General features: G+C 45.3%; 21 protein-coding genes and 1 other RNA gene. 9 read left to right on the forward strand and 13 right to left on the reverse strand.

The genetic code is table 11. The annotated features are described in order from the left end of the window. Nucleotides 1-15 precede the first annotated feature (15 nt). From IPL83_16535 to IPL83_16545, 3 genes are read right to left on the reverse strand one after another with little or no spacing between them, the layout of a single operon-like run. Nucleotides 16-1,086 (reverse strand): hypothetical protein, encoded by a 1,071-nt coding sequence (locus IPL83_16535; GenBank protein ID MBK9040732.1) that lies wholly within the window; start codon nt 1,084-1,086, stop codon nt 16-18. Continuing rightward, nucleotides 1,083-1,538, reverse strand: a complete 456-nt coding sequence (locus IPL83_16540; GenBank protein ID MBK9040733.1) for a hypothetical protein — start codon at nt 1,536-1,538, stop codon at nt 1,083-1,085. The genes IPL83_16535 and IPL83_16540 overlap by 4 nt, the downstream gene beginning before the upstream one ends. Before the next feature lie 2 nt (nt 1,539-1,540). Then, nucleotides 1,541-2,584, reverse strand: a complete 1,044-nt coding sequence (locus tag IPL83_16545; GenBank protein MBK9040734.1) for a rod shape-determining protein — start codon at nt 2,582-2,584, stop codon at nt 1,541-1,543. Nucleotides 2,585-2,781: 197 nt separating this feature from the next. Between IPL83_16545 and IPL83_16550 the strand changes: the two genes are divergently transcribed. Next, nucleotides 2,782-3,237, forward strand: coding sequence for a hypothetical protein (locus IPL83_16550; GenBank protein MBK9040735.1), 456 nt, complete (start codon nt 2,782-2,784; stop codon nt 3,235-3,237). A gap of 4 nt (nt 3,238-3,241) precedes the next feature. Here IPL83_16550 and IPL83_16555 read toward each other — a convergent pair whose 3' ends face one another. Further along, complete coding sequence (locus IPL83_16555; GenBank protein MBK9040736.1) at nt 3,242-4,888, reverse strand: glycerol-3-phosphate dehydrogenase/oxidase; 1,647 nt, start codon at nt 4,886-4,888, stop codon at nt 3,242-3,244. A gap of 87 nt (nt 4,889-4,975) precedes the next feature. Between IPL83_16555 and IPL83_16560 the strand changes: the two genes are divergently transcribed. Beyond that, the gene (locus IPL83_16560) at nt 4,976-5,740 is read left to right on the forward strand and encodes a haloacid dehalogenase-like hydrolase (GenBank protein MBK9040737.1); all 765 of its coding nucleotides are present in this window, start codon (nt 4,976-4,978) and stop codon (nt 5,738-5,740) included. A 117-nt stretch (nt 5,741-5,857) separates the two neighbouring features. Further along, a complete protein-coding gene (locus tag IPL83_16565; protein ID MBK9040738.1) occupies nt 5,858-6,310 on the forward strand; it encodes a hypothetical protein in 453 nt (150 codons plus the stop codon). A 51-nt stretch (nt 6,311-6,361) separates the two neighbouring features. On the opposite strand, the gene IPL83_16570 is transcribed toward IPL83_16565, so the two are convergent. Then, the gene (locus tag IPL83_16570) at nt 6,362-6,829 is read right to left on the reverse strand and encodes a GNAT family N-acetyltransferase (protein ID MBK9040739.1); all 468 of its coding nucleotides are present in this window, start codon (nt 6,827-6,829) and stop codon (nt 6,362-6,364) included. Further along, on the reverse strand, nt 6,798-7,547 hold the full coding sequence (locus tag IPL83_16575; GenBank protein ID MBK9040740.1) for a hypothetical protein: 750 nt from the start codon (nt 7,545-7,547) through the stop codon (nt 6,798-6,800). Before IPL83_16575 ends, IPL83_16570 begins: the two co-directional genes overlap by 32 nt. A gap of 41 nt (nt 7,548-7,588) precedes the next feature. On the opposite strand from IPL83_16575, the gene IPL83_16580 reads away from it, so the two are divergent. Beyond that, nucleotides 7,589-8,221, forward strand: coding sequence for a hypothetical protein (locus IPL83_16580; GenBank protein MBK9040741.1), 633 nt, complete (start codon nt 7,589-7,591; stop codon nt 8,219-8,221). A 6-nt stretch (nt 8,222-8,227) separates the two neighbouring features. Here the strand turns inward: IPL83_16580 and IPL83_16585 are convergent, their stop codons facing one another. The 3 genes from IPL83_16585 to IPL83_16595 are packed head-to-tail and all read right to left on the reverse strand — an operon-like array spanning nt 8,228 to nt 11,295. Then, a complete protein-coding gene (locus IPL83_16585; GenBank protein ID MBK9040742.1) occupies nt 8,228-9,556 on the reverse strand; it encodes an aminopeptidase P N-terminal domain-containing protein in 1,329 nt (442 codons plus the stop codon). 9 nt (nt 9,557-9,565) lie between these two features. Then, nucleotides 9,566-10,531 carry a hypothetical protein gene (locus IPL83_16590; GenBank protein ID MBK9040743.1) on the reverse strand — a complete coding sequence of 322 codons (966 nt, stop codon included), beginning with the start codon at nt 10,529-10,531 and terminating at the stop codon, nt 9,566-9,568. Next, nucleotides 10,528-11,295 (reverse strand): TlyA family RNA methyltransferase, encoded by a 768-nt coding sequence (locus IPL83_16595; protein ID MBK9040744.1) that lies wholly within the window; start codon nt 11,293-11,295, stop codon nt 10,528-10,530. The genes IPL83_16590 and IPL83_16595 overlap by 4 nt, the downstream gene beginning before the upstream one ends. Before the next feature lie 133 nt (nt 11,296-11,428). On the opposite strand from IPL83_16595, the gene IPL83_16600 reads away from it, so the two are divergent. The 3 genes from IPL83_16600 to IPL83_16610 all read left to right on the forward strand — a co-directional run bounded on the left by IPL83_16600 (nt 11,429) and on the right by IPL83_16610 (nt 15,183). Further along, on the forward strand, nt 11,429-12,082 hold the full coding sequence (locus IPL83_16600) for a hypothetical protein (GenBank protein MBK9040745.1): 654 nt from the start codon (nt 11,429-11,431) through the stop codon (nt 12,080-12,082). Further along, nucleotides 11,986-13,782: a hypothetical protein gene (locus IPL83_16605; GenBank protein MBK9040746.1), complete on the forward strand. Its 1,797-nt coding sequence runs from the start codon at nt 11,986-11,988 to the stop codon at nt 13,780-13,782. Before IPL83_16600 ends, IPL83_16605 begins: the two co-directional genes overlap by 97 nt. Before the next feature lie 135 nt (nt 13,783-13,917). Further along, the gene (locus tag IPL83_16610) at nt 13,918-15,183 is read left to right on the forward strand and encodes a hypothetical protein (GenBank protein ID MBK9040747.1); all 1,266 of its coding nucleotides are present in this window, start codon (nt 13,918-13,920) and stop codon (nt 15,181-15,183) included. On the opposite strand, the gene IPL83_16615 is transcribed toward IPL83_16610, so the two are convergent. Genes IPL83_16615 through xseA form a run of 4 tightly spaced genes read right to left on the reverse strand, consistent with a single transcriptional unit; the run spans nt 15,180 to nt 17,590 of the window. Continuing rightward, nucleotides 15,180-15,548 (reverse strand): polyprenyl synthetase family protein, encoded by a 369-nt coding sequence (locus tag IPL83_16615; protein MBK9040748.1) that lies wholly within the window; start codon nt 15,546-15,548, stop codon nt 15,180-15,182. The genes IPL83_16610 and IPL83_16615 overlap by 4 nt on opposite strands. After that, entirely contained in the window at nt 15,496-16,083 is a 588-nt protein-coding gene (locus IPL83_16620; GenBank protein ID MBK9040749.1) for a polyprenyl synthetase family protein, read from the reverse strand. The genes IPL83_16615 and IPL83_16620 overlap by 53 nt, the downstream gene beginning before the upstream one ends. A gap of 20 nt (nt 16,084-16,103) precedes the next feature. Continuing rightward, entirely contained in the window at nt 16,104-16,334 is a 231-nt protein-coding gene (locus IPL83_16625; protein ID MBK9040750.1) for an exodeoxyribonuclease VII small subunit, read from the reverse strand. After that, complete coding sequence (gene xseA / locus IPL83_16630) at nt 16,331-17,590, reverse strand: exodeoxyribonuclease VII large subunit (protein MBK9040751.1); 1,260 nt, start codon at nt 17,588-17,590, stop codon at nt 16,331-16,333. Before xseA ends, IPL83_16625 begins: the two co-directional genes overlap by 4 nt. A 510-nt stretch (nt 17,591-18,100) precedes the next feature. Here xseA and ssrS point away from each other — a divergent pair. Beyond that, nucleotides 18,101-18,268, forward strand: a non-coding RNA gene (gene ssrS, locus IPL83_16635) — 6S RNA. Nucleotides 18,269-18,418: 150 nt separating this feature from the next. Next, nucleotides 18,419-20,323: a hypothetical protein gene (locus tag IPL83_16640; protein ID MBK9040752.1), complete on the forward strand. Its 1,905-nt coding sequence runs from the start codon at nt 18,419-18,421 to the stop codon at nt 20,321-20,323. The last annotated feature ends 23 nt before the right edge of the window (nt 20,324-20,346 follow it).

Raw genomic sequence — 20,346 nt, forward strand, 5'->3', positions numbered from 1 at the left:
TAATGAGTCAATGCACTACTTTACCTTATTATCTTCAACCCATAGAATAAATCGAATTTGTCCCTGTGGCACCACCCGCCAGTGAGGTTCCTTGTCGATCCGGACTGGACCAAAGGTTCGCAATATTTTTAAAAGCTCCTCATAATTGGACTCAGGTATTGAAAAATGAAAATAACTTCCCTTTGGTTTCTTCCAACCCAATTCGACTTGACCCGCTTTTACTCCACCAAGCCGCTTAATTTCGCTCGCTATCTGAGAGCTCCCGTCCTCCAATTTATCTAAACTCATAAAAGCTCTATACACAAAATTCTTCATTGGCTTATCACTCTGGGTGGAGCTCTGAGCTCTATCTTCGCTGTCAACGTCAGCTGGCGCAGAAGAATCAACCTCCTCATCTTCTAAATTCCTTGCTTCTGAATCTGCCTTACGAGAAGTCTCTGTCTTCGCCACAGAGACAACCGGTTTGACTGATGACGAAGGCTTCGCAAGCTTGTCTGGCTTGTCCCGCTGCTCCGCCTTTTCTGCCGGAAGATTGAGCGGTTTGACTGGAGGGGTCGTCGCACTGAGTGGGGTCGATACATGCCCCTCGCCCTGATCTGAGCCTTCGCTGCCTTTGGCTGTTATTTCCTGCTTTCCTTTGTCGGACTTTTCAACTTCCACTAAGATAACTTTGTCGGAAGCTTTGGGTAATAGCTCGCCAACTCTTCCCCATGGAATTTTTATGGCTACCAAACCAGCGATTGAAGAAATAACAATAGCCTCAATTCCCCATTTTACAGCATCCGGCCAATCCTTCCAAAGACGGCCCTCTCGCATCCTTCCCCATAGATCCTTATGATCTCTTATTTCTTGTATCAAGGGCTGCGATATTTTGGTGAAGGAAAGTTCACTGCAATATTTCAAACCCTCCTGAATATGCTCTAATTCGCGTTTTGTTTCCCAATCTTGTAAAACGAATTCTTCAACCGCCGCCATTCTGGCGCTATCAAGATTCCCGGTTATATAGTCATAAAGCATTTTACGTGCAAGAAAACGACTGAGCTTCCGTTTGGGGCGGGAAATAGAATCTTGGCTGTCACCTTTCATTGGCGAAATTCCCCTCGACGAACTGCACCCAAGATCACTAGACCTCTTGCCACTCGATGGCGAATGGTCCCAACTGTCAAACCAAGTCCTTCTGAAATGGCATCTTCTGAAATCCCTAAGACCTTCGACCAAAGCACAGCCAAGAATTCGTCTAGATCCGCCTCTTTTTGAAACTCCATCCACGGACCAAGATCGACACCCTCTGGAATGAGCCAGCCAGCCTCATAGGAAATAGCTGCAGGACGACTTTTTGTCTGTTTTAATTTATTAAAAAACGAATGAGTGACATGAACAATAACCGAGGGCCATTTCTCATTGGGCAAATTCCCGCGTCCCATTCGATTCTGACATCGATGAAGCGCTTTAATTGCAGCTATTCTGGAAAATTTCTCATCTAAAGCGGCAAAAAAGAAAAATAGCGCCAAGGATCGAATCCGCGCCTCACTATCCATATTTAGTCCACTGTCAGCTGCTTAAGAAGATCTAGTTCGTCCAGCACCTTTCCTGAGCCCAAAACAACGCAAGAGAGCGGATCCTCAGCAATTGATACGGGAAGGCCCGTTCTCTCCCGCAGTAAAACATCTAAATTGGCTAAAAGGGCCCCGCCGCCCGTCAGCACAATTCCATTGTCAACGATGTCAGAAGCCAACTCCGGCGGTGTTTTCTCTAGTGCTGTTCTCACCGCATCAACGACTTCACTCAAAGGATCCATCAAAGCATCGTTTACTTGAGAAGAAGAGATTTCAATAGTTTTAGGGGCCCCTGCAACTAAATCACGACCTTTGATTTCGAGAATTCTCTCGTCCTCGAACGGATACGCGTTACCTATCTTAATTTTAATTTCCTCTGCCGTTCTCTCCCCAATCAAAAGATTAAATTGACGACGAACGTAGTTAATTATCGCTTCATCAAATTTATCACCAGCTACCTTAATGGATTTACAGTAGACAATTCCGCCGAGCGAGATGACGGCCACTCCTGTCGTACCACCTCCCATATCGACGACCATATTTCCAGTCGGTTCAGTGATAGGAAGTCCAGCACCAATTGCTGCGGCCATTGGCTCTTCAATCAAGTAAACCTCTCGGGCCCCAGCCGAGTGGGCCGATTCCTTGACTGCGCGTTTTTCCACCTGGGTAATACCGTATGGCACTGCAATAATAATTCTCGGACGAACAAGACTTTTCTTTGTTCCCGTTGATTTAGTGATAAAATATTTCAGCATTGACTGAGTCACTTCAAAATCGGCAATGACTCCATCTTTGATAGGTCGAATTGCAACGATAGATCCGGGAGTTCTCCCCAACATATCCTTGGCTTCTTTCCCTACTGCCAACACCCGATTTTGAATGCCACGATAGTTTTTTTGTACGGCAACGACCGATGGCTCATCTAAAATGATCCCTCTCCCCCGTGCATATACGAGTGTATTCGCCGTGCCTAAATCAATGGCTATATCATTTGAAAAATACTCAGAAATCTTATCCACAAATCCCATGGTGCCACTCTTTATTGAATTGATTGAAGCTCATCCAGAAATACCACTCCTACTCTAGGCCAGACACAAAACGAGAGTCAATACAGGAAGTTACTATGCCGTGTTGACTTCTTTGGATTGGTCCGAGAAAATCGCAAATTAAGGGTGCATGCAAAGATCTGGGAACTGGCTAGATCACTTTGCAAAAAGGAGAGCCAATGCCTTCGAGGGACCCATTTTCCATTGTTCATCTGTTTTTTACGACAAATCCAATACCCAAAGAAGCTCTCCGTCATCTTAAACCTGGGCATGAAATCCGCCTTCTACTTGATGAACGCGAAGAATGTGCTCTGTTTTACCAACAGGATCAGGTCTTTTTCGAGAAGCGAAAGGTGCCAACAGCTGATGTTGAATTCACAGTTGGGCCTGAAGCCATTCGCCAATTGGCTCATTACACCGATGAAAGTGTCGGTCAATTTGGAATAACCATCATTAAGGAAATCTTGCTCGGTCATGTCCAAATTCGAGTTTGCGGTTCGGTGATGAGAATACTCACTGGAGGATACCTGAAAATTATCGCCTCCGGAGGCCCAGAGTTATTGAATTTTTTGACTCTTTACGGACTCAACAGTCTTTCTAAAATCGCCCAGCTTATCCGTTCCTTAAAAAAATAGATTTTTAATCTTTCCAAAAGAGTTCTCTCTTCAGTTCCAGTTGAAATTCCTGGACCTCTCTATTTCGCCTAGCATCATTCCAGTCTAAAGCATTGGAAAAAGTTTTTAAAAGCGGCCCTATAAAGGATTCCCCATGGTCGCGTTTAGCAAGAAACAATGGTGTGCGCCTCAATATAAAATCTGACAAATGAAAGCACATCGTGTTCTGAATGGCGAACTGCGCCTCGCATTGCCACATCCTGGTCTCGGGCGACTCTGAATTTGGGAGACTCCGATAGATTTCAGCCAAACGCTCTGCCTCCAAGCCGTGTCGCAAAATCAAAGAATGACCCACCGACTCTGGAATTTTCCAAAGCCTGGCGTACTTCAGTGAACTTCTCCATGTTCCCTCATACTGTTGAACTGAGATCAAGGGATTGAGAGGCTCTTTTGTCCTATTGCGCCCATATCGCGCCTGGTCTTCTGAGGACAAAGACCCAAGAATAAATTCCAATGTTTGCTCAGCCATATGACGATATGTCGTGTATTTACCTCCGGCGACAAAAGTAACTCCTGAGGGGTCTTGAAGGATTAAATGTTCACGACTAGTTTTGCCTTCTGTGCTTGAACCATCATCTACCAGAGGTCTCACTCCTGCATAGCTACTTATCACATCACTGTAAGAAATATTTATGCCGGGAAAATACTCGTTGATAACTCCTAAAAGATAATCAACGTCCGCCCTCTGCGTACTGACGTTTGATGGGTCTTCAAAATAGTCCGTGTCTGTCGTTCCAATGATCACCATGTCACGCCGAGGAATCGCAAAGATAATGCGGCTTTGCTTATCTGCCGCCATAACCACGGCACTCGATAGAGGTAAGCGATCCTGCGCTAGAGTCAGATGAATTCCCTTCGAAGGACGAATAATTTTTCGCCATTTTGGAATCAGGGCTTCTCCCACCTGGTCTGTCCAAGGCCCAACCGTGCTCACTATGTGCTTTGCCTTGACTATAATTTCCTTCCCACTCTCCAAATCTTTACAAATCAGTTTTTGAAAATGACGAGAATCTAAAATCCTCCCGGTGGCCTTCACATAGCTAACGCAACGTGCTCCCCAATGCGCGGCCGATCTCAGCGTCTCAAGAACCAAACGATCGTCATCCATATACGCATCTGAATAAACGTAAGAGCCCAAAAGATTCTTCGACTCCAAAGAGGGAACTCGGCTTAAAGTCAGACTGCTGTTGAGACGTTCATGTATTTCTGGGACTTCAAAAAGGGCCAAAGTGTCGTAGAGCCACATTCCCAAACCCATTTTGAACATCCCAACGCGACCACCTCTATAAAGGGGCAAAACAAAGCGAAGGGGATGAACCAAATGAGGGGCTATTTCCATCAGAATTCTTCGCTCTCGCAAAGATTCAAAAACCAAACCAAATTCAAGATTTTCTAAATAGCGAATCCCCCCATGGATGAGCTTACTCGATCGTGAACTGGTACCAGAAGCAAAGTCCTGTGCTTCGACCAAAGCGACCTTCATACCTCTGGAAGACGCATCGCGAGCCACTCCAGCCCCATTGATTCCGCCGCCAATAATGGCCAAATCGTAGATTTCATGAGAGAACTCATCAATAAACTGCTGTCTTTCAGAAAACGAAAGCCCCTGCATGCAAGGTCTCCTTTGAAGGTGACAGGTTTCAGGAGTTTGGTATTTTGAATATAATTGAATGTTAAACGGTCGTCGTCGAGGATTTTCATGAATGATCTCTCTGTGAGTTTGGTTCGAAAGATTTCTGACGCTATTGATAAGGCTGTCAGTGAAACCAGTGGCCCCTTGGTTGCCGCCTTTGATGCGGACGGTACCCTTTGGGATACAGATATGGGAGAAAACTTTTTTTTCCATCAAATTGAGCAAAAGCTCTTAAAAAATCTTCCTCCTGAGCCCTGGGAGCACTATCTCAGATTAAAAAAAGAGGTTTCTCCACAAGTCGCTTACCTGTGGTTAGCTCAAATTAATGCGGGTCAGCCTCTCACGCAGGTTCGCAAGTGGAGTGAAGAGTGTGTAAAAGCTCACTCACCTCTCCCGATCTTTAACGGACAGAAAAAGCTTATCGACCTACTCCATTCCAAAGATGTTAAAGTCTATGTTGTGACCGCGAGCATCAAGTGGTCTGTCGAACCTGCAGCAGCTATTTACGGAATTTCGCCCGACAGGGTTCTTGGAATAACGACAAAAATCGACGGCGCAGGTCTAGTCACCACAGAACAAGACGGACCCATCACATGGAGGGAAGGGAAGGTGGAAGGACTTTTGAGGACCACAAGCGGAATTCGACCCTTCTTTTGTTCTGGAAATACTCCGGGGGATCTCGCTCTTCTTGAATCAGCAACCCATGTGCGATTGGCTATGGCGGCTTCCAACGGCAACCCAGAACTCTTCGAAGACGAGCTGCGTCTCGTTGAAATTGCTAAAAACAAGGGCTGGTTTTACCATTTGCCTGTCGCGGATGATCCCTTTTAAGAAAAGCTCAATCCTTTTGGATCTTAGTCCAGATGACAGCTCCTCCCACCCCCTCCCTTGATCTTTTTTCTCTTTTTTTTTCTTTTCAAGATAATTATTAGTGATAGCATTCAAACAATGGAAGAAATATCAAGACAGCAGAGACGTTCTTTTTTATTTATGTTGGCTGGGGCCGTTCCAGGAATCGGACTCTTCGGGAGTGCTGCCCCAATTTTTGGTGGTGAAACATTCGTCACCAACTATACCATCCATCTTGATCACTTGGATGAGAAAGCCTTTTCTGCCTATAACGGCGACGCCGCAGCAATTCCTTTTCTGAAGATTCTTCTTCCAGATCTTGATTCCTCATGGGCAAATCACTACCTATCCGTCAGAAAGAACTTTGCTTCCAATAAATCTTTGATTCGCTCTTCAAGAGTCCTCGCAAAAGACTCTAAGAGCGTCAGCTTTGTCAACGTTTGGAAGTCTCGTGAGGCATTTGTCTCTTACTGCGAGTCTGCTGAAATGAAGTATTTGGATTCTAAATTCCGCTCCGCTGGCTGCCTTCCCTCCCTTTCTTTTCGGGGTTAACAAGGCTCCGCGCTGAGACTAACTCAACAAGCGAGATCGTCCCTGAACCCATTAGCTTCTTGCTAAATTTTTCTCGGCTAAAACATGGGGACCAAATTCGTACTGCGACAGCAGTTTCCCTGCTGTAAAGCCGCATTTGAGATAAAACTCGAGGGCCGCCATGCGAGGCATAGTCCAGAGGATTGTCCGCCCCAATTTCAAGGACTCCTGCTCGGCTTTTAGAATCAGTTCTCTGCCAACTCCTGTGCCTCTCACTTCCGGATGAACCCATAGTCCCCTGCAGCGAAAATGATCCTCTGAAGTGGGAAAGGCACTCAACACAGCTACCAATTGATTATTTTTACCCCTAAATCCTCCCCAGAAAAAAACAGGATTTAGCCTTTCCATTTCTAAACTGAGTTCACCCATGTGATCAATTATGCTTGTCGGCTCAATTCTGCTCTTCCGACTTGGCCAAAGACAATGCTCCCAAATCGGAAGAATTTCTCTAAAGGAAATTTCTTGAATCAGAATTTTCATTTTGTGTATCAGCATCATCTGTTGAATATCGACGACCAAAAATAGTAAATCTAAAAAAGGATCTTCCAGGGTAACGGAATACTCTCTCACCAGCCCATAAGATCTCAACAAAAGGAAAAACTTGCCTCTTAAAGTCTTCAAGACTCCTTGGGGAGTCCACGTGAGTCTGGTGCTCCATATCCGTTGACTGTAAGAGCACTTTGATTCCGGCGGGAATGCTCTTTAACCAGTCGCGAGAAGAAAAGTGTTCGCAGGAAGAATTCACAATCAGGTTGGGATTTTGCGAGTAAAAAGGCTCATCCCCTTTTAAATCATTGCAATCCAATTGAAAAAAACTCACTTCGAAACCAAAACACATCCAATTTTCAAGTATTCCTCTTGAGATGTGCAGCGCCTCTGCATCCAAATCAAAAAGGCCTAAAGATCGAACTCCTATTCTCTCGCGAGTCAAAAGAAGAAACGGCAACATCCCATACCATGAACCATAGACCCACAAAACAATTGGTTGAGATGATTCAAACTCCCTCTCAATAATCTCACAGAGCCATAGCTTTGATGATATCTGTCCGCTTGACCAGGCTTCGCCATCGGCCTCAAATCTTCGAGGTGGTATGTTTAACTTTAGTTCCCCATCAATTAAAGGAAATGGTTCATTAAACACAAATAGTCCTAGAGTTGAAATACGAAAAAGACTTCCATGATAACAATAAATATTCAAAAATGAATATGCTCCAATTTGAGTGATAAGGAAATAATTTTATGCCCCCCTTCGACAATATTGAATTCTCAATTTTGGAACCTGTCCATTCAGATCAGATTGTCAGGCTAAGGCACAAAGAGTACCTCAGATACTACGGGAGAAGAGTCGTATCGGATTGCTTAAAATGGAATCAAACTGATCAAAATTCTGTTCATCTTGGCTTTGTGGACAAGATCTCCAAGAAAATTGTATCTTGTTTGCGACTTTCCCTTTTTCGATCAAAGAAAAAATTGGAATTGTCGACTCTCTTTCCAACTCCCACAGAACTGCAACCACCCTATGGCCTGATCGCTCGAGCTGCTTGTGATATGAGCTACTCTCGGATTGGACTGCATAGTATCCTGCGTTGTCGGGCGTTGGAAATCTGCCGTGAGCTCAACGTGACAAGCATCCTCGGAACAACCGAAGCTTCAGCGGCTCAGTTGGACTCTTTAATAGGAATTGGCTGCCGCATCCTCGCAAGGACCGAAAGCTGGGGTGATACAAGCACGATTAGAAACAATGGGGATGTTCTCCTCATCGGCATCGTGAATGCCCTCGATCGGGATGTTGCCATCGAGAAATTAAAGCAAAAATACCGACTCAGTCCCATCAAGTTGGATTCTTCGGCCCTGCCTATGATAAAAGATTGATCCACCTCAGTCCAAAGGGAGAGAACCAATTATTTCTTCCATCTCATCTACCTCTTTTAGTGCTGCATGAGTCAAATTTCGATATCCTGTCTCAGTCACAGCAATGTTATCTTCAATTCGAATGCCCACTCCGCGCAATTCCTTTGGTGCCGTTTCATCGTTGCGAGGAATATATATTCCCGGTTCCACGGTAAAACACATTCCCAACTCCAATTGTCTCGATTCTCCACCAATTTCGACCATTCCCGAATCATGAACATCCATCCCTAACCAATGACTCACTCCATGAGGATAATATTTTCGGTAGGAACCAGTCTGGATGATTTCTGATTTTGATCCGCTTAAAAGTTTTTCATCGATCATAACTTCAACCAGTCTATCAATGGTTCTTTCTTGGAGTTTTGAAAACTTCAGACCCGGTTTTACCATCTCTATCAATTCCTTTTGTAGATCTAACACCTGCTGGTAAATTCTCCCTTGAGTCTCGGTAAATTTTCCGTTGACCGGATACGTGCGAGTGATGTCTCCCGTGTAAAAATAATATTCACCTCCGGCATCAACGAGCATTAAATCCCCTTCTTGCAGTTCCTGGTCATTAAAAACATAATGAAGTGTCGTGGAATTGGCTCCACCGGCAACAATAGTTCCGTAACCTTCTCGTGCAGCACCTCTCTTCATTATTTCAAAAACAAAACGACCCTGTATTTCACGTTCATTCATCCCGGGTCGAACGTATTTCATGACTTCGACGTGAGCCTCAGCAGAAATTTGACAAGCTCGCGCCATGGTCTCGATCTCATATGGGGACTTGATGAGACGCATTTCGCCTATCTGTGGATAAGCGTCTGATATCGGCAAAAGCCCAAGTCCACTTCGCCGTCTCATGTCTCTGAGAGACAATATCACACGACTCACTCTCTCATCAAACTCAATGTCATGAAAGAGCGTGTAGTAAACTCTCTCAACCTCAGCGAGAAGTTTCGGACATTCCCTCTCAAAATCTTCAATCAAATAGGCTTGGTCAACTCCGAAATTTGCAATAACTCCATCGGGACCATAGCGAAACCCCTCCCATGTCTCACGCAGAACATCCTTATCTCGAACAAACAACACCGTTTCGGGCTTCTTGCCCGGGCGAAAAACCAATACCGACTCAGGCTCTTCGAACCCCGTTAAATAAAACAAATTTGAGTCCTGACGGTAGGGATGGTGAACGTCGTTATTACGAATATATTCGGGCGCTGCTGGCGCAATCAACGCCCCTCCCGCAACCTTGTGGGCCAAGCGCTCTCTTCTTTCCTTGAATATTCTCATATCATGAACAGGCCTTCTCATTAAATCTCCTCAAAAACCGTATTTTTCCGCAATCTTCCGAGCCAGCCGTGCGCCCGCCAACTCTCCAACATTCACTAGTCCCGTCCGGTTATCAAAATCATACATTTTAAAATCTTTTGTCTCAACGTCAATGATGTCTGTTACGTATTGTCGCGCTTCAATATTGGAGCGACGTATTTCCTGCCACAGCAATGCCGATTGATACTCTTCCAATAATTCATCTTGTGCCAACAGCTCACCTGAGCCCAAAACATTGACCAAAATAATGACATCAAAGCCCTTCTTTTTTAGGTACTTCACGGAATCTGTCACTGAAAATGCGGCCGCCATCCAAGGGCTGCTCGGCTTGAATAAAGGAGGATAGGGTAAACATTTGCTGATAACTCCCATCATGTCTCCTCGATCTTGCCAAACGAGAGTTCCGCTCCACAGAGAGAGAGATGGGCATCCAAAGGCGACTCTCGCCCGATCGACCTGATTTCCCCTGAGATTTCGATGGAAATAATCATTCAGAACCTTAATTGACTCGGCCTTAAAACGTGTAGAAAACAAGCCTTTGCCAGGAAGATCAGCCTTCTGTAACTTATAAAGCTTCCATTCGACCTCATGGACCTGCCCATTTTGCGCGAATATGCCCGCCACCAAGGCGCCCCATTCAATTCCAATGACAGCGGAGATAGGAATCTTTGCCTTTATCAACTCTTTTAATACACCCGCATGCGCAAAGCTCTTAACCCCTCCAGGCCCCAAAATAACAGCCACCTTTGGAATTTGTCCTCCCGTTTTGGCGCCTGCTCCTGAAATTGAATTCGGCTCCCCTCCCTCGTGCTCAGTTTTCCCGTCTATGTGCTGCTCTTTTGTTGCTTGCTTGTGGGATTCCTGCTGCTGAACGATTGTCTGATCGCGAGTTTTAACCAAACCACAGCCTAAGAATGAAAAAAACCACAACAGAAAAAAAAGCCTTTGAATATTCACTTCCCGTTCCTCTCAAGAAAAATAAAAAACTCCTGATTTCCGTCGGCTCCTATCAAACCACTTTCAAAATAGGCTAGCACTTTCAGATTTTCAGATTCGGCACAATTTCGAATTTTTACCTGCACCTTGTCATATTCGCTTTGGGATCTTACCACTCCGCGTTTATTCAAATTATGGGCTCCAACCTCAAATTGAGGTTTTACCAAAGCCAGCATCCTCTCCCCTTTGTTCATCAATTTGGCAACTACGGGTATCACCTGAGTCAGGGATACAAAAGACACGTCTATTACAACGAGCCCATAACCCTGATTGAAACGTGAGGAAAGCTCCGGATAGAGGTGAATTCCCCTTACATTGACTCCTTCAAAACTCACGACCCGAGGATCGGTTTTAATTTTTGGATGAAGTTGGCCATGCCCCACATCGAGACCAACCACGGCTTTGCATCCTGCCTGCAACAAGCAGTCCGTGAAGCCGCCGGTTGACTGACCTATATCAAGTGCTGTGATTCCTTCAACGGATAGCTCTATATGCTTTAAGGCTGCTTCCAATTTTAATCCAGCACGAGAAACATATTTGAGTAAATCTGGCAAAACAAGTCGGACCAAAAAATCCTCTCCTGATGGAACTCCCCAATGAGGCAAATTCACAAGAGTCCATCGCCCCTTCCAACAAACTTCGACTTGATTCGATTTAATTAATTCCCGTGCCTTGGTCCTGGATGGTGTCAGTCCTTGCCCAACTAGCCATAAATCCAAACGCATATTTTTAGATTTTGATTTAGATTTAGATTTTTCCAAAAAATAGACACCCGCCTAGAGTCGATAAATGCAGTTTTTTATAGAACCTACCAAAAGACCAGCGAATAATAAAGATTGAGCGTCAAGGGGAGAGAAAATGAGCCAAATAAAAGCATGCGTGTTCCTGCTCTACATCTTTATAATGCCAAACAGTTTTATTCTCGTGGCTCCGCTGGCCGAAGCCGGAACAATCGGCAGAGCCCCTGCCATTCTTGACAGGGATCAGAATACGAACGGCGCCTATGCGGCCTTGACTCTTCAGCAATTGGGTCTCCTTGATCACCGCTCGCGCATCCAGTACATAGAACTGATGCGTGAAACCCTTCTTGAATTGGAGAAAGTGCAAGGAGCCTTTCAATTTGAAGTGGCCCAAAACTCACGGGGCCAATCCGAATTCTATGCCCTTATTTTTGGCTTGGACGTCTTTGCTGCAGACAAAAGTAAGTTTTACCGCAACCTCAACAAGGAAGTTACAGATGAAGGCTGCATTTACGGTGGTCACTTCTCTCAGTATGCAACAACGGCGAGCGCCTATGGTTGTATTCGACCTCCGTGCACCAAAAAATTCAGCAAGAATGGAAAAGTGATTACTCTAAAGGAAAGAATTTTGGCGAAGCTTATGTTCAATGCAGTTTTACTTCTTTCGGGATTGAAATGTGCGTCACTCCAGGAATTACTTCCACTGCGGAGTGCGATAAGAAGGCTCGTGACATTGAAAAAAGTCACAAGTCTTCGGTCGACGCCTTTTTAAAGGAAAATATCACTCCTGAGTGGATGAGAAAATCAGCTGAAGAGCGCTTGAAACTCGTGGGAGAGTTAAAAATTCGGGCCTTCGATCCGCGGGTGATGTCTCATCTCGTGAAATTGGCGGCAGATATCCAGAAAAGTCAAAAAAATTTCGATCAAGTACCAGAACTGCAAGATTTTGAAGGCTTCAATGTCAAAGCCAAGGGAATGGATGCACTGTTTAGAAAATTTAAAAATCACTGCGTCAAAGAGCTAGATGAAGCAACAGCCGTCAAAAGTGTCGAGACTGAAAAAGGCCCCTGGGCCACCAAAAGACGCGCCTTTTTAAAAGAAGTGAGAGAAAAAGGCAAGCCTCCGAGAGTGGGCAGTGTCATTCAGCGAGACGAATGCGAGGTTCTTATAGGTAAATACAACTCCGACACAGATGAGTTCGATGGCGGCAGATACAAGCGTTTTGTAGACACGTACAAAGAGATCATGACAAAAGGCTATCCGGATGGAATGCCAAACAGACCTTCACCGCCACCAACAGGGCCTCAAATTGCGCGAAGGGCGCCGGAGACTATTGCCGAGCCCCCTCCACCAGCGGAACCTCCCGTGGATCCAAATGGAATTACCCTCAGTGCCACCACTGGCTGTGATCCTTCCCACGAACTCCTCGTTGACCGAGGCATGCAATGCGCCAAGTGCATCGCAGAGAAATACTATACCGAAAGTGAATCGGGAAATCACTACTCGTCCCAATCTGGTGTTTCAGAAAAATGGTTATCTCTTCTCACAACGATGATTCACCAGTGTAGCAGAGCTATGGGACGAGGCACTCCCAACCCAAAAGACATGGCCCATTTGGCGCTAAACTACTCTCAGGCATTCGGGCACTGCAGTCGAAACGAGTACGATTGGGATGCCCTGACTCCAGAACAGGCTCGCTTGACCACCTCATGGCAAATGGGACGAGATCTCACAAGAGCAGAACTTTCTGGAAATAGAGCCAACCCATTCGAGGAAATCTACGGACTTGATATGAATACAGCGAAAGAATTATTTTGCCCACGGCCAGGAAGTGGAGGCTACCAAAATAGCTCCGTAAGATCTAACGCCGGCAACCCGCGCCGGCAGTGGGCTCAGCGTCGTTTGCAAATGCTGGAGGTCTATGAGAGCAAGGTAAAATCTGGATTTGCAAATATCTTTGGGTCCCCCAGCAGCACCCGAGCAGGAATAGGGCGCTGCTTGGAGAGCATTAAACAACGTCACAACAATGGAACTCTTTTTTCGACCTCCGATGGCAGCACCAGGTGTCAGGGATTTGTGAATGTTCAACCGAGCAACATGCAAAAGGCAAGCTTCTCTGCTCTCTCGGAACAACCCGTTGTGGCCATTGACAACAATGGCCACTGCTACGTCTCAGATACCAGCTATCTTTACAACAATGGAAAGACCTCAGTGATTTTTTCAAATCCGCGAACCGGCGGCTCTCCTCGACCTGTTTATGTCGCCGATAAGAACGGAGTCGGCAGGTGGACTAACACGGGAGGGACCTCGATCAGCTATGTTTCTATCGGAGGAGAATCTCCTGAGCGCTCTTACTGTCCAGATGACAGAGGAAGGCAAGGATACAGACTCCCAGCGAACCCACCAGCTCAGTCCGACAGGCCAAGCGAAGACTCAGGATTTGGAGATATGAAATCAAACAGCACCTTTTGAACAAGCCTGAATTCGTTCCTTTTCATCCAAAAAAAATTATGTAAACTTTTCTATTGATTTGAAATATTTGGATATATGAAGGGCCGGTTTTAGACTTAAGGCATAAACCATCATTTGGCAGGGGGGGATACGCCGATGAAACGAAAAGCTTGGTCGATAACGTGTTTGGTTTCCTATCTTTTTTTGGTTCCTTTTTCAATTGCTAAACCATCGTATGGAGTTTCACGACTCCCCGGTTCGTTCATCGCAAACCAGGCAAATCTCAATACCATTATTGGGATGATCTGCACTCTGCATAGCAATAACGCACAAGAAAGGGACGTGGATTCCATACGAAACGGGTCAAATTTTTTCCATTATTGGAATTTATCAACCTCAACCAGCGAATTTACCGTCAATGGATTTTGCTCTCTCAAGCTCAATCCATACACAAATGAAATTGAGCCCGGAGCGCCTCTAACGCTCAAATTCCAAACTGAAGCGCTCGCTATAAAAGATCCTGTTATCAAGGGTAGCTTGGGTGGAAAAACAATTGTCCTCAATTTTCTGGATCAGGGCTATTTTTCGCCGAATGAAAATCGGATGGTTTTTTTTCGAAGTCTTAAATCAGTAAATCTGGGGAAGGGGCTTTTTGATATACTTCTGACTCAACGATCAAATCAAACTCTTCACAATCAATCGACCGAGGTCTGGTCTGCATCAAAATATTGGTCTGGTTACGAACCAATAAACCTAGATTATCGAACAATGGGATACACCGGAAAGCTTCGCCGACTCACCATTTCTTCTGCCATAAATCCAAAGACACTGCTCATAAAATACGGAAACTATCTCCACGCAGAAGAGGAGGTCATACCATTTTCACCATCTGAAAAGAGCCGAGCAAACAATATCTATCTTTCATTCGGACCATCAAGTGCCTTAGGATGCACTCTGATGATCTATCCTGGCGAGTTAGATATGCCTGAAATGATCACCGAAGAACAGTGTCGTTCAATGATTCAAGCTTTTCTCAAGGACGACGATCTCCTCCAAAAAATTAATCTACCTTCTCTTGCCGAATTAAGCCCCTCTTTAAAAGATAGTTCTGAGCAAAATGAAAGAGTGAATGAAGCTGCACAAAAAAAGAGGGTAGAAGCACAACTAGTTGCCTTTATTAAATCAAACTATCCGTCCTACAATTTCTACTGCCAGAGACCCAATATTTTTTCTCAAAGCTGTCGCGCTTGGTCCAAAAATGACAAAAACAGAGGATTTGTTAATTTGAATGTCTCATATATTCTCAATTCTGAAGGAACAGAAGCACAGCTACACGTTCTAATGCTAACCCTCAATGGACAATCTAAAACTGAGGAAAAACGTGTCATTTACCAAAATAGTCAATGGCAGGACCAACCTTAGTTGAAGGTCTGTTCCTCACTTTGAGAATTCGCCAGACCAACTCGATCCACATTGAATTTTACCAATCGACGCAACCTATCTCCCTTGCTGTCAAAGACATCAAGGGCAGTCGAAGCCAATTCAGTCACCTTCTTAAAATAGACATGTGTCTCATGTATTCCAACAACATTGATATAGCTGGTCTTTTCAGGATGATTCGGATTGAAATCCATGATGTCATCTGCCAACTGAAAGGCCAATCCTAGATTTCTGGAGTATTCTTTGAGAGCCAACATTTCTTCGCTACCAGCTTCACAAATATGAGCAGCTGCCTCACAACTCACAGCTATCAAGGCCCCAGTTTTGAGTTCGTGAATTTTTCGCATCAATTCTTCTGATCTCTTCTCCACCAAGGGCAACATATCCAATGCCTTGGCCCCCAACCATGCCGAATAGACCAGTGGCCCCTGCAAGCATCTCGATCACCTTAAGTCCAACTTGAGGACGGTCTCGATACCCCTTTGCCAAAACACAAAAAGCTTCGGTTAAAAGTGCATCACCAGCCAATAGCGCAGTTGCTTCGCCAAATACGACATGATTTGTGGGTTTTCCTCGCCTGAGCGAATCGTTGTCCATTGCAGGCAGATCGTCATGAATCAACGAATAGGTATGAATAAACTCAACGGCTGCTGCCAAAGGCAGAACTCTATCCGGCGAACTTCCTAATGCTTCGGCAGTCAATAAGCTGAGTACTGGGCGAAACCTCTTACCGCCAGACAAAAGGGAATAATTTATTGATTCATTGAGTTGGCTCAAGCCCTCCCTCGATAGCTCGCTCGTTTCAGCAAAATAGTGAGGCAGGTGATTCTCAATAAATTGCAATTCCTTGCGAAACAAATCCTCAAAGCTAGTTTTTTCCATGGAAACGAAGGTCTCCTTATTCACTTTTCATCCCCTTCCATATTAAATTCTCCGAACTCTGCCTGCCCCTGATCGCTGACGCTGAGAAGAACCTTCACTTTTTGTTCGGCTTCATTCAATTTCCCATGACATTCTTTTGCCAACCCAACTCCTTCTTCGAATAATTTCAAAGAATCATCCAGAGAACATTCTCCTTCTTCCATTTTTTTGATAATCGCTTCAAGCCGACTCAATTTTTTTTCAAAACTCACGTGAACTCCCTTTTTATCTGAACCGATCTTACCCGACTCACCTCGGCCTCAATCACACCGTCAGCAACCTGAATCTCCACCCGACTCCCAACAACCACGCCCTGAATTTTTTTGATAATATGGTTATCACGACCTCTCAGGATAGCATAGCCGCGTTCGACCACTCTCAGTGGGCTCAATGAATCGAGAAGCGTAGAAAGGTGTTCCCATTGAGACCTTGATCTTTCCAACCTGAGAAGCATTGCGTATCCGAGTCTCTCTGTCAGCTCATCACAGCGAAGAATCAAATCTCTCAACTTTCTCCGCGGATCTGTTAAACGCCCTGAGACACTCTCGATCTTGTGGCGAAAAAATTGAAACCGCCTCTCCAAAGCAAGATAAAGACGGCGACTGCAAATATGTAGCGCGGTAATTAAATCATCCGTATTTTTAACAACAAGTTCTGCCGCGGCCGATGGAGTTGGAGCCCTCAAATCAGCCACAAAATCAGCAATCGTAAAATCTATCTCGTGACCTACAGCTGAAATAATGGGCCTTTTCGATGAAGCTATGGCTCTCGCCACCTGTTCCTCATTAAACCCCCAAAGGTCCTCTATCGAACCTCCTCCACGCCCAATAATAATCACATCCACATCGGACAGACGATTTGCATTTTCAATCCCCTTGACAATACTTTCGGGGGCCTGCCCCCCTTGAACAATCGCAGGAATAACAGTGATACGTAGTCCCCGACTTCGCCTTCGCAAAACATTGAGCATGTCTCGAATAGCCGCCCCGCTCGGAGCTGTCACTAGCGCCACATGTTCAGGAAAGGTCGGCAAGCTTCGCTTTCGAGCCACATCAAACAAACCTTCCTTTTGCAATTTAATTTTCAACTGTTCAAAGGCTATCTGCAAAGAGCCCGCTCCCAAAGGCTCCATCGTCTCACATAAAATCTGATAGTTGCCTCGCTGCTCGTAAACGCTGACCTTGCCACGAACCAAAACTTCAATTCCATCCTTTGGTTTAAACTTCAAATGCCGGTTAAAACCCTTGAACATAACCGCAGAGATTTGGGCCTTTTTATCTTTTAAACTAAAATAGTAATGACCCGAAGGATGCGCCTTGAAATTTGAAATCTCTCCCTGTATCCACAGAAACTCAAACTGACCTTCTAACAATTGGCGAATAACCTGATTCAATTGGCTAACTGCGTAGACCTGAGGTCCTTTCTGCTCGACAACCTGCGCACCGACAGCGTCAATTTCAGCTTCCATTTTTTGAGGGGCCTTCTCTTCGACGTTTTTTAAATCTAGAGTCATCTGTTTCATCGCGATCGAACTTACTGAGATGAACCAGGGGTGTCAACTGAGGAGCACTCTGCGACCAGCCTCGCTTCTCCTTGCCCCCCTCGCTTACTCCTGACTTAGGAAAACCAGAGGCCCTGAAGGGACCAAAAAAAACCCAGAATCAAAGATATAAGAGCCAAAACCCTATGGCTCTTCATTTGTTCAATCACGGAGTGAGGCATTCGCTTCTCGGCCAGGTTTACGAGGTGTTTCTGGTGCAATACGATTGTCAAGAGAGCACCGTAAAAAAATAAAATAAAGGGAAAAATGGCATCCAATTGACTAGGGATCATTCTATTTGATCGGAAAGGCCCTTCTGTCATGTAACGAGACTTACGTAGAAGAGGAGCTCATTTCTTCCTCTAACAGATAGAATCATATCTGAGGCATTTCCTCATGTCCCCATTGTGATTGCGAGCTTTATTTGATATTATTTGAAGTGTTCTGTGGGCTCATGACAAAGTAAACCCTACAAGCATATTTTTGGGGACTGTCCCTGGCAATGGTGAGCAAGCTCATCGCGTAATGAGAAGCCTAAAGTTGCTATTATGGTCACCCACCTTAGCGAACCCGGGTTTACGGATCATCGAGTACCACAGAATTTTTTTGTCTTTGGTCTAGCCTTATTCACTCTCATTTTGGTTCTCCTTTCTTTCTCAGGTAGACTGTGAGTTGCGGGTTTTTGAGTACAAATAGCCTTGAATTATGATGTTGGCACCCAACTTGCTCAAATTATACCCACTGAGGGAGATCAAAATGATCGCATTCAAACTGCCTAAAGTTCTGACACTTGGATGTTGTATTGCTGTTAATCTGGTTTTGTTGTCAGCTCAGGGCGCTTCGCAGACAACCAGTCCACCTGTTATTTATCAGAATCAGAACGACCCTTGTTCAAGCTCTGAAAGTAGGAGCTCCCTTGCAGAAGATAAGTGTCTGAAATTTACCGAGGCGAATGAAAAGGCGAAGTGCAAGAACGAATACCTGTCAAAAATGGCCGATAAATGCGAGAAAAAGATTATGGGCGATCAATCTGAACTCCAGGATTGCAATAAAGCCTACGAAAAATTCACTGAAAATGACGGCAAGTTGGCTGCAGCTTGTGGAGCTGCTGGGATCGATGGCGACTGTTTCGCTCACGTGGACAAGTGCCTCAAGTGCCAAGGGACAGAGTCGACAGATCCTGTTTGCGCGAGTCTCGATACAGAGGAAATTGATTCGACGGATCCTGACAAAAAGCCAGCTTCGATCTCGGATTTTATGGGGATGGGCCAGGGTTCTTCTGCGTCAACGGGCAAATACACACCTGATCCCAAGAAGGCGGCCCTCAGATACAAGAATTGTCCTGCCATGGCCGGTGTTGATCTCAAAGAGTGGATGGAAAAAGTAAAAGACGCTCAGAGGGAAGTGACAGATTCAAAAAAAGAAGTTGTCGACTTGACGGAAAAGAACAGTGAAATTGAGGCACAGCTTCGAGACACCAAACTTGAAAAAGACAAAGCCATGACTGAAACAGTGGATGCGGCCGAAGATGTGAAACAAAAAATGAACGACCAAATGAGGGACGAAAAAAATGAAGCACGAAAAACAATTTCCCAGCTTCTCGAGCAATCGTCTGCAATAGAGAACCAAATCATTGCTGCCGAGAAATCATACGATGACGCGTACAGTTCCTACCTCAATGCCTTAGCCGCCCTCGATCAACAGTGTCATGCGGCCGCTTTGCAAAAGCTTGCCGCCTTGCAGACAGCTATGCAGGCTAAAATCGACAAGAGTACTTATTCGACAGGATCCTTTAACAGTTTACTTAACGAAGTCGGTGTATCGAGCAGAAAGAAATCTCAATCCATGGTGAACAGAGATTTTCAGCGTTGCAAAGCAGACCCTGCCTACACTTCGACTGCTCAGGCGGCCAAACGATCCCTTGATAGCACTCGGACAGCCGCAAGCAATGCGATCAAAGCACTTAGAGACAAGAAGGATCAAATCTCTTCCACAATCAAAGATGCCAATGAGCGAGAGTTACCTGAAGCCCTGAAAGGGGTGGTAGAAAATGCAAATCGTGATCTTGCAAAGTTGCAGAATAAGTTAAAGCAGTTAGCTCTTGAAAAACAGGCCGCTATTGAGGATGCCAACAAGAAAACCATCCTCAACAATCAGCGCATTGCTCTTGCGAATCAAAAAGCCGCTGTTGCGGAGCAAGTTCTTCAGCAAACCCAAGCCTACTTGAACCAAAAAATGGTCGCTTCAGGTGAAGTCGAAACAGACGGGACGAAAATCTCCGAAGCAATGAGTGCGCTCACTTTGGTCAGATCTTCAGCTGAAACAGTTGTGGCGAGCTGTGGATGCAATTCTGATTCGGAGGGCGCGCAAAATACGTCTTATTGTAAGTCGGCCTGTACGGTTCTCGTTAAATCTCATGAAGAATGGGAGCCCACCACTTCGATTTCGGACTCGATGTTAACTGAAGAATGCTCTTCTTATTCTTCAGCCAAAAAATCATCAGGAGGGGCCACGGCCGCCACCCCACAGAATTCGCCTGTTCAAACCAGCCCAGCAGCGCCCGCAACGAGCCAAGGAAGGGAAAGACAATCCACGACGACTCCTCCAACGACACCAATAAAACCTCCTCCAGCAAGGGCCACTGCTCCTGCAGCACGCTAAGTTCTCCTTATTTAAATAATCAT

It is taken from the genome of Bdellovibrionales bacterium (assembly GCA_016716765.1).
In the GTDB taxonomy this organism is placed as follows: Bacteria; Bdellovibrionota; Bdellovibrionia; order Bdellovibrionales; family UBA1609; genus JADJVA01.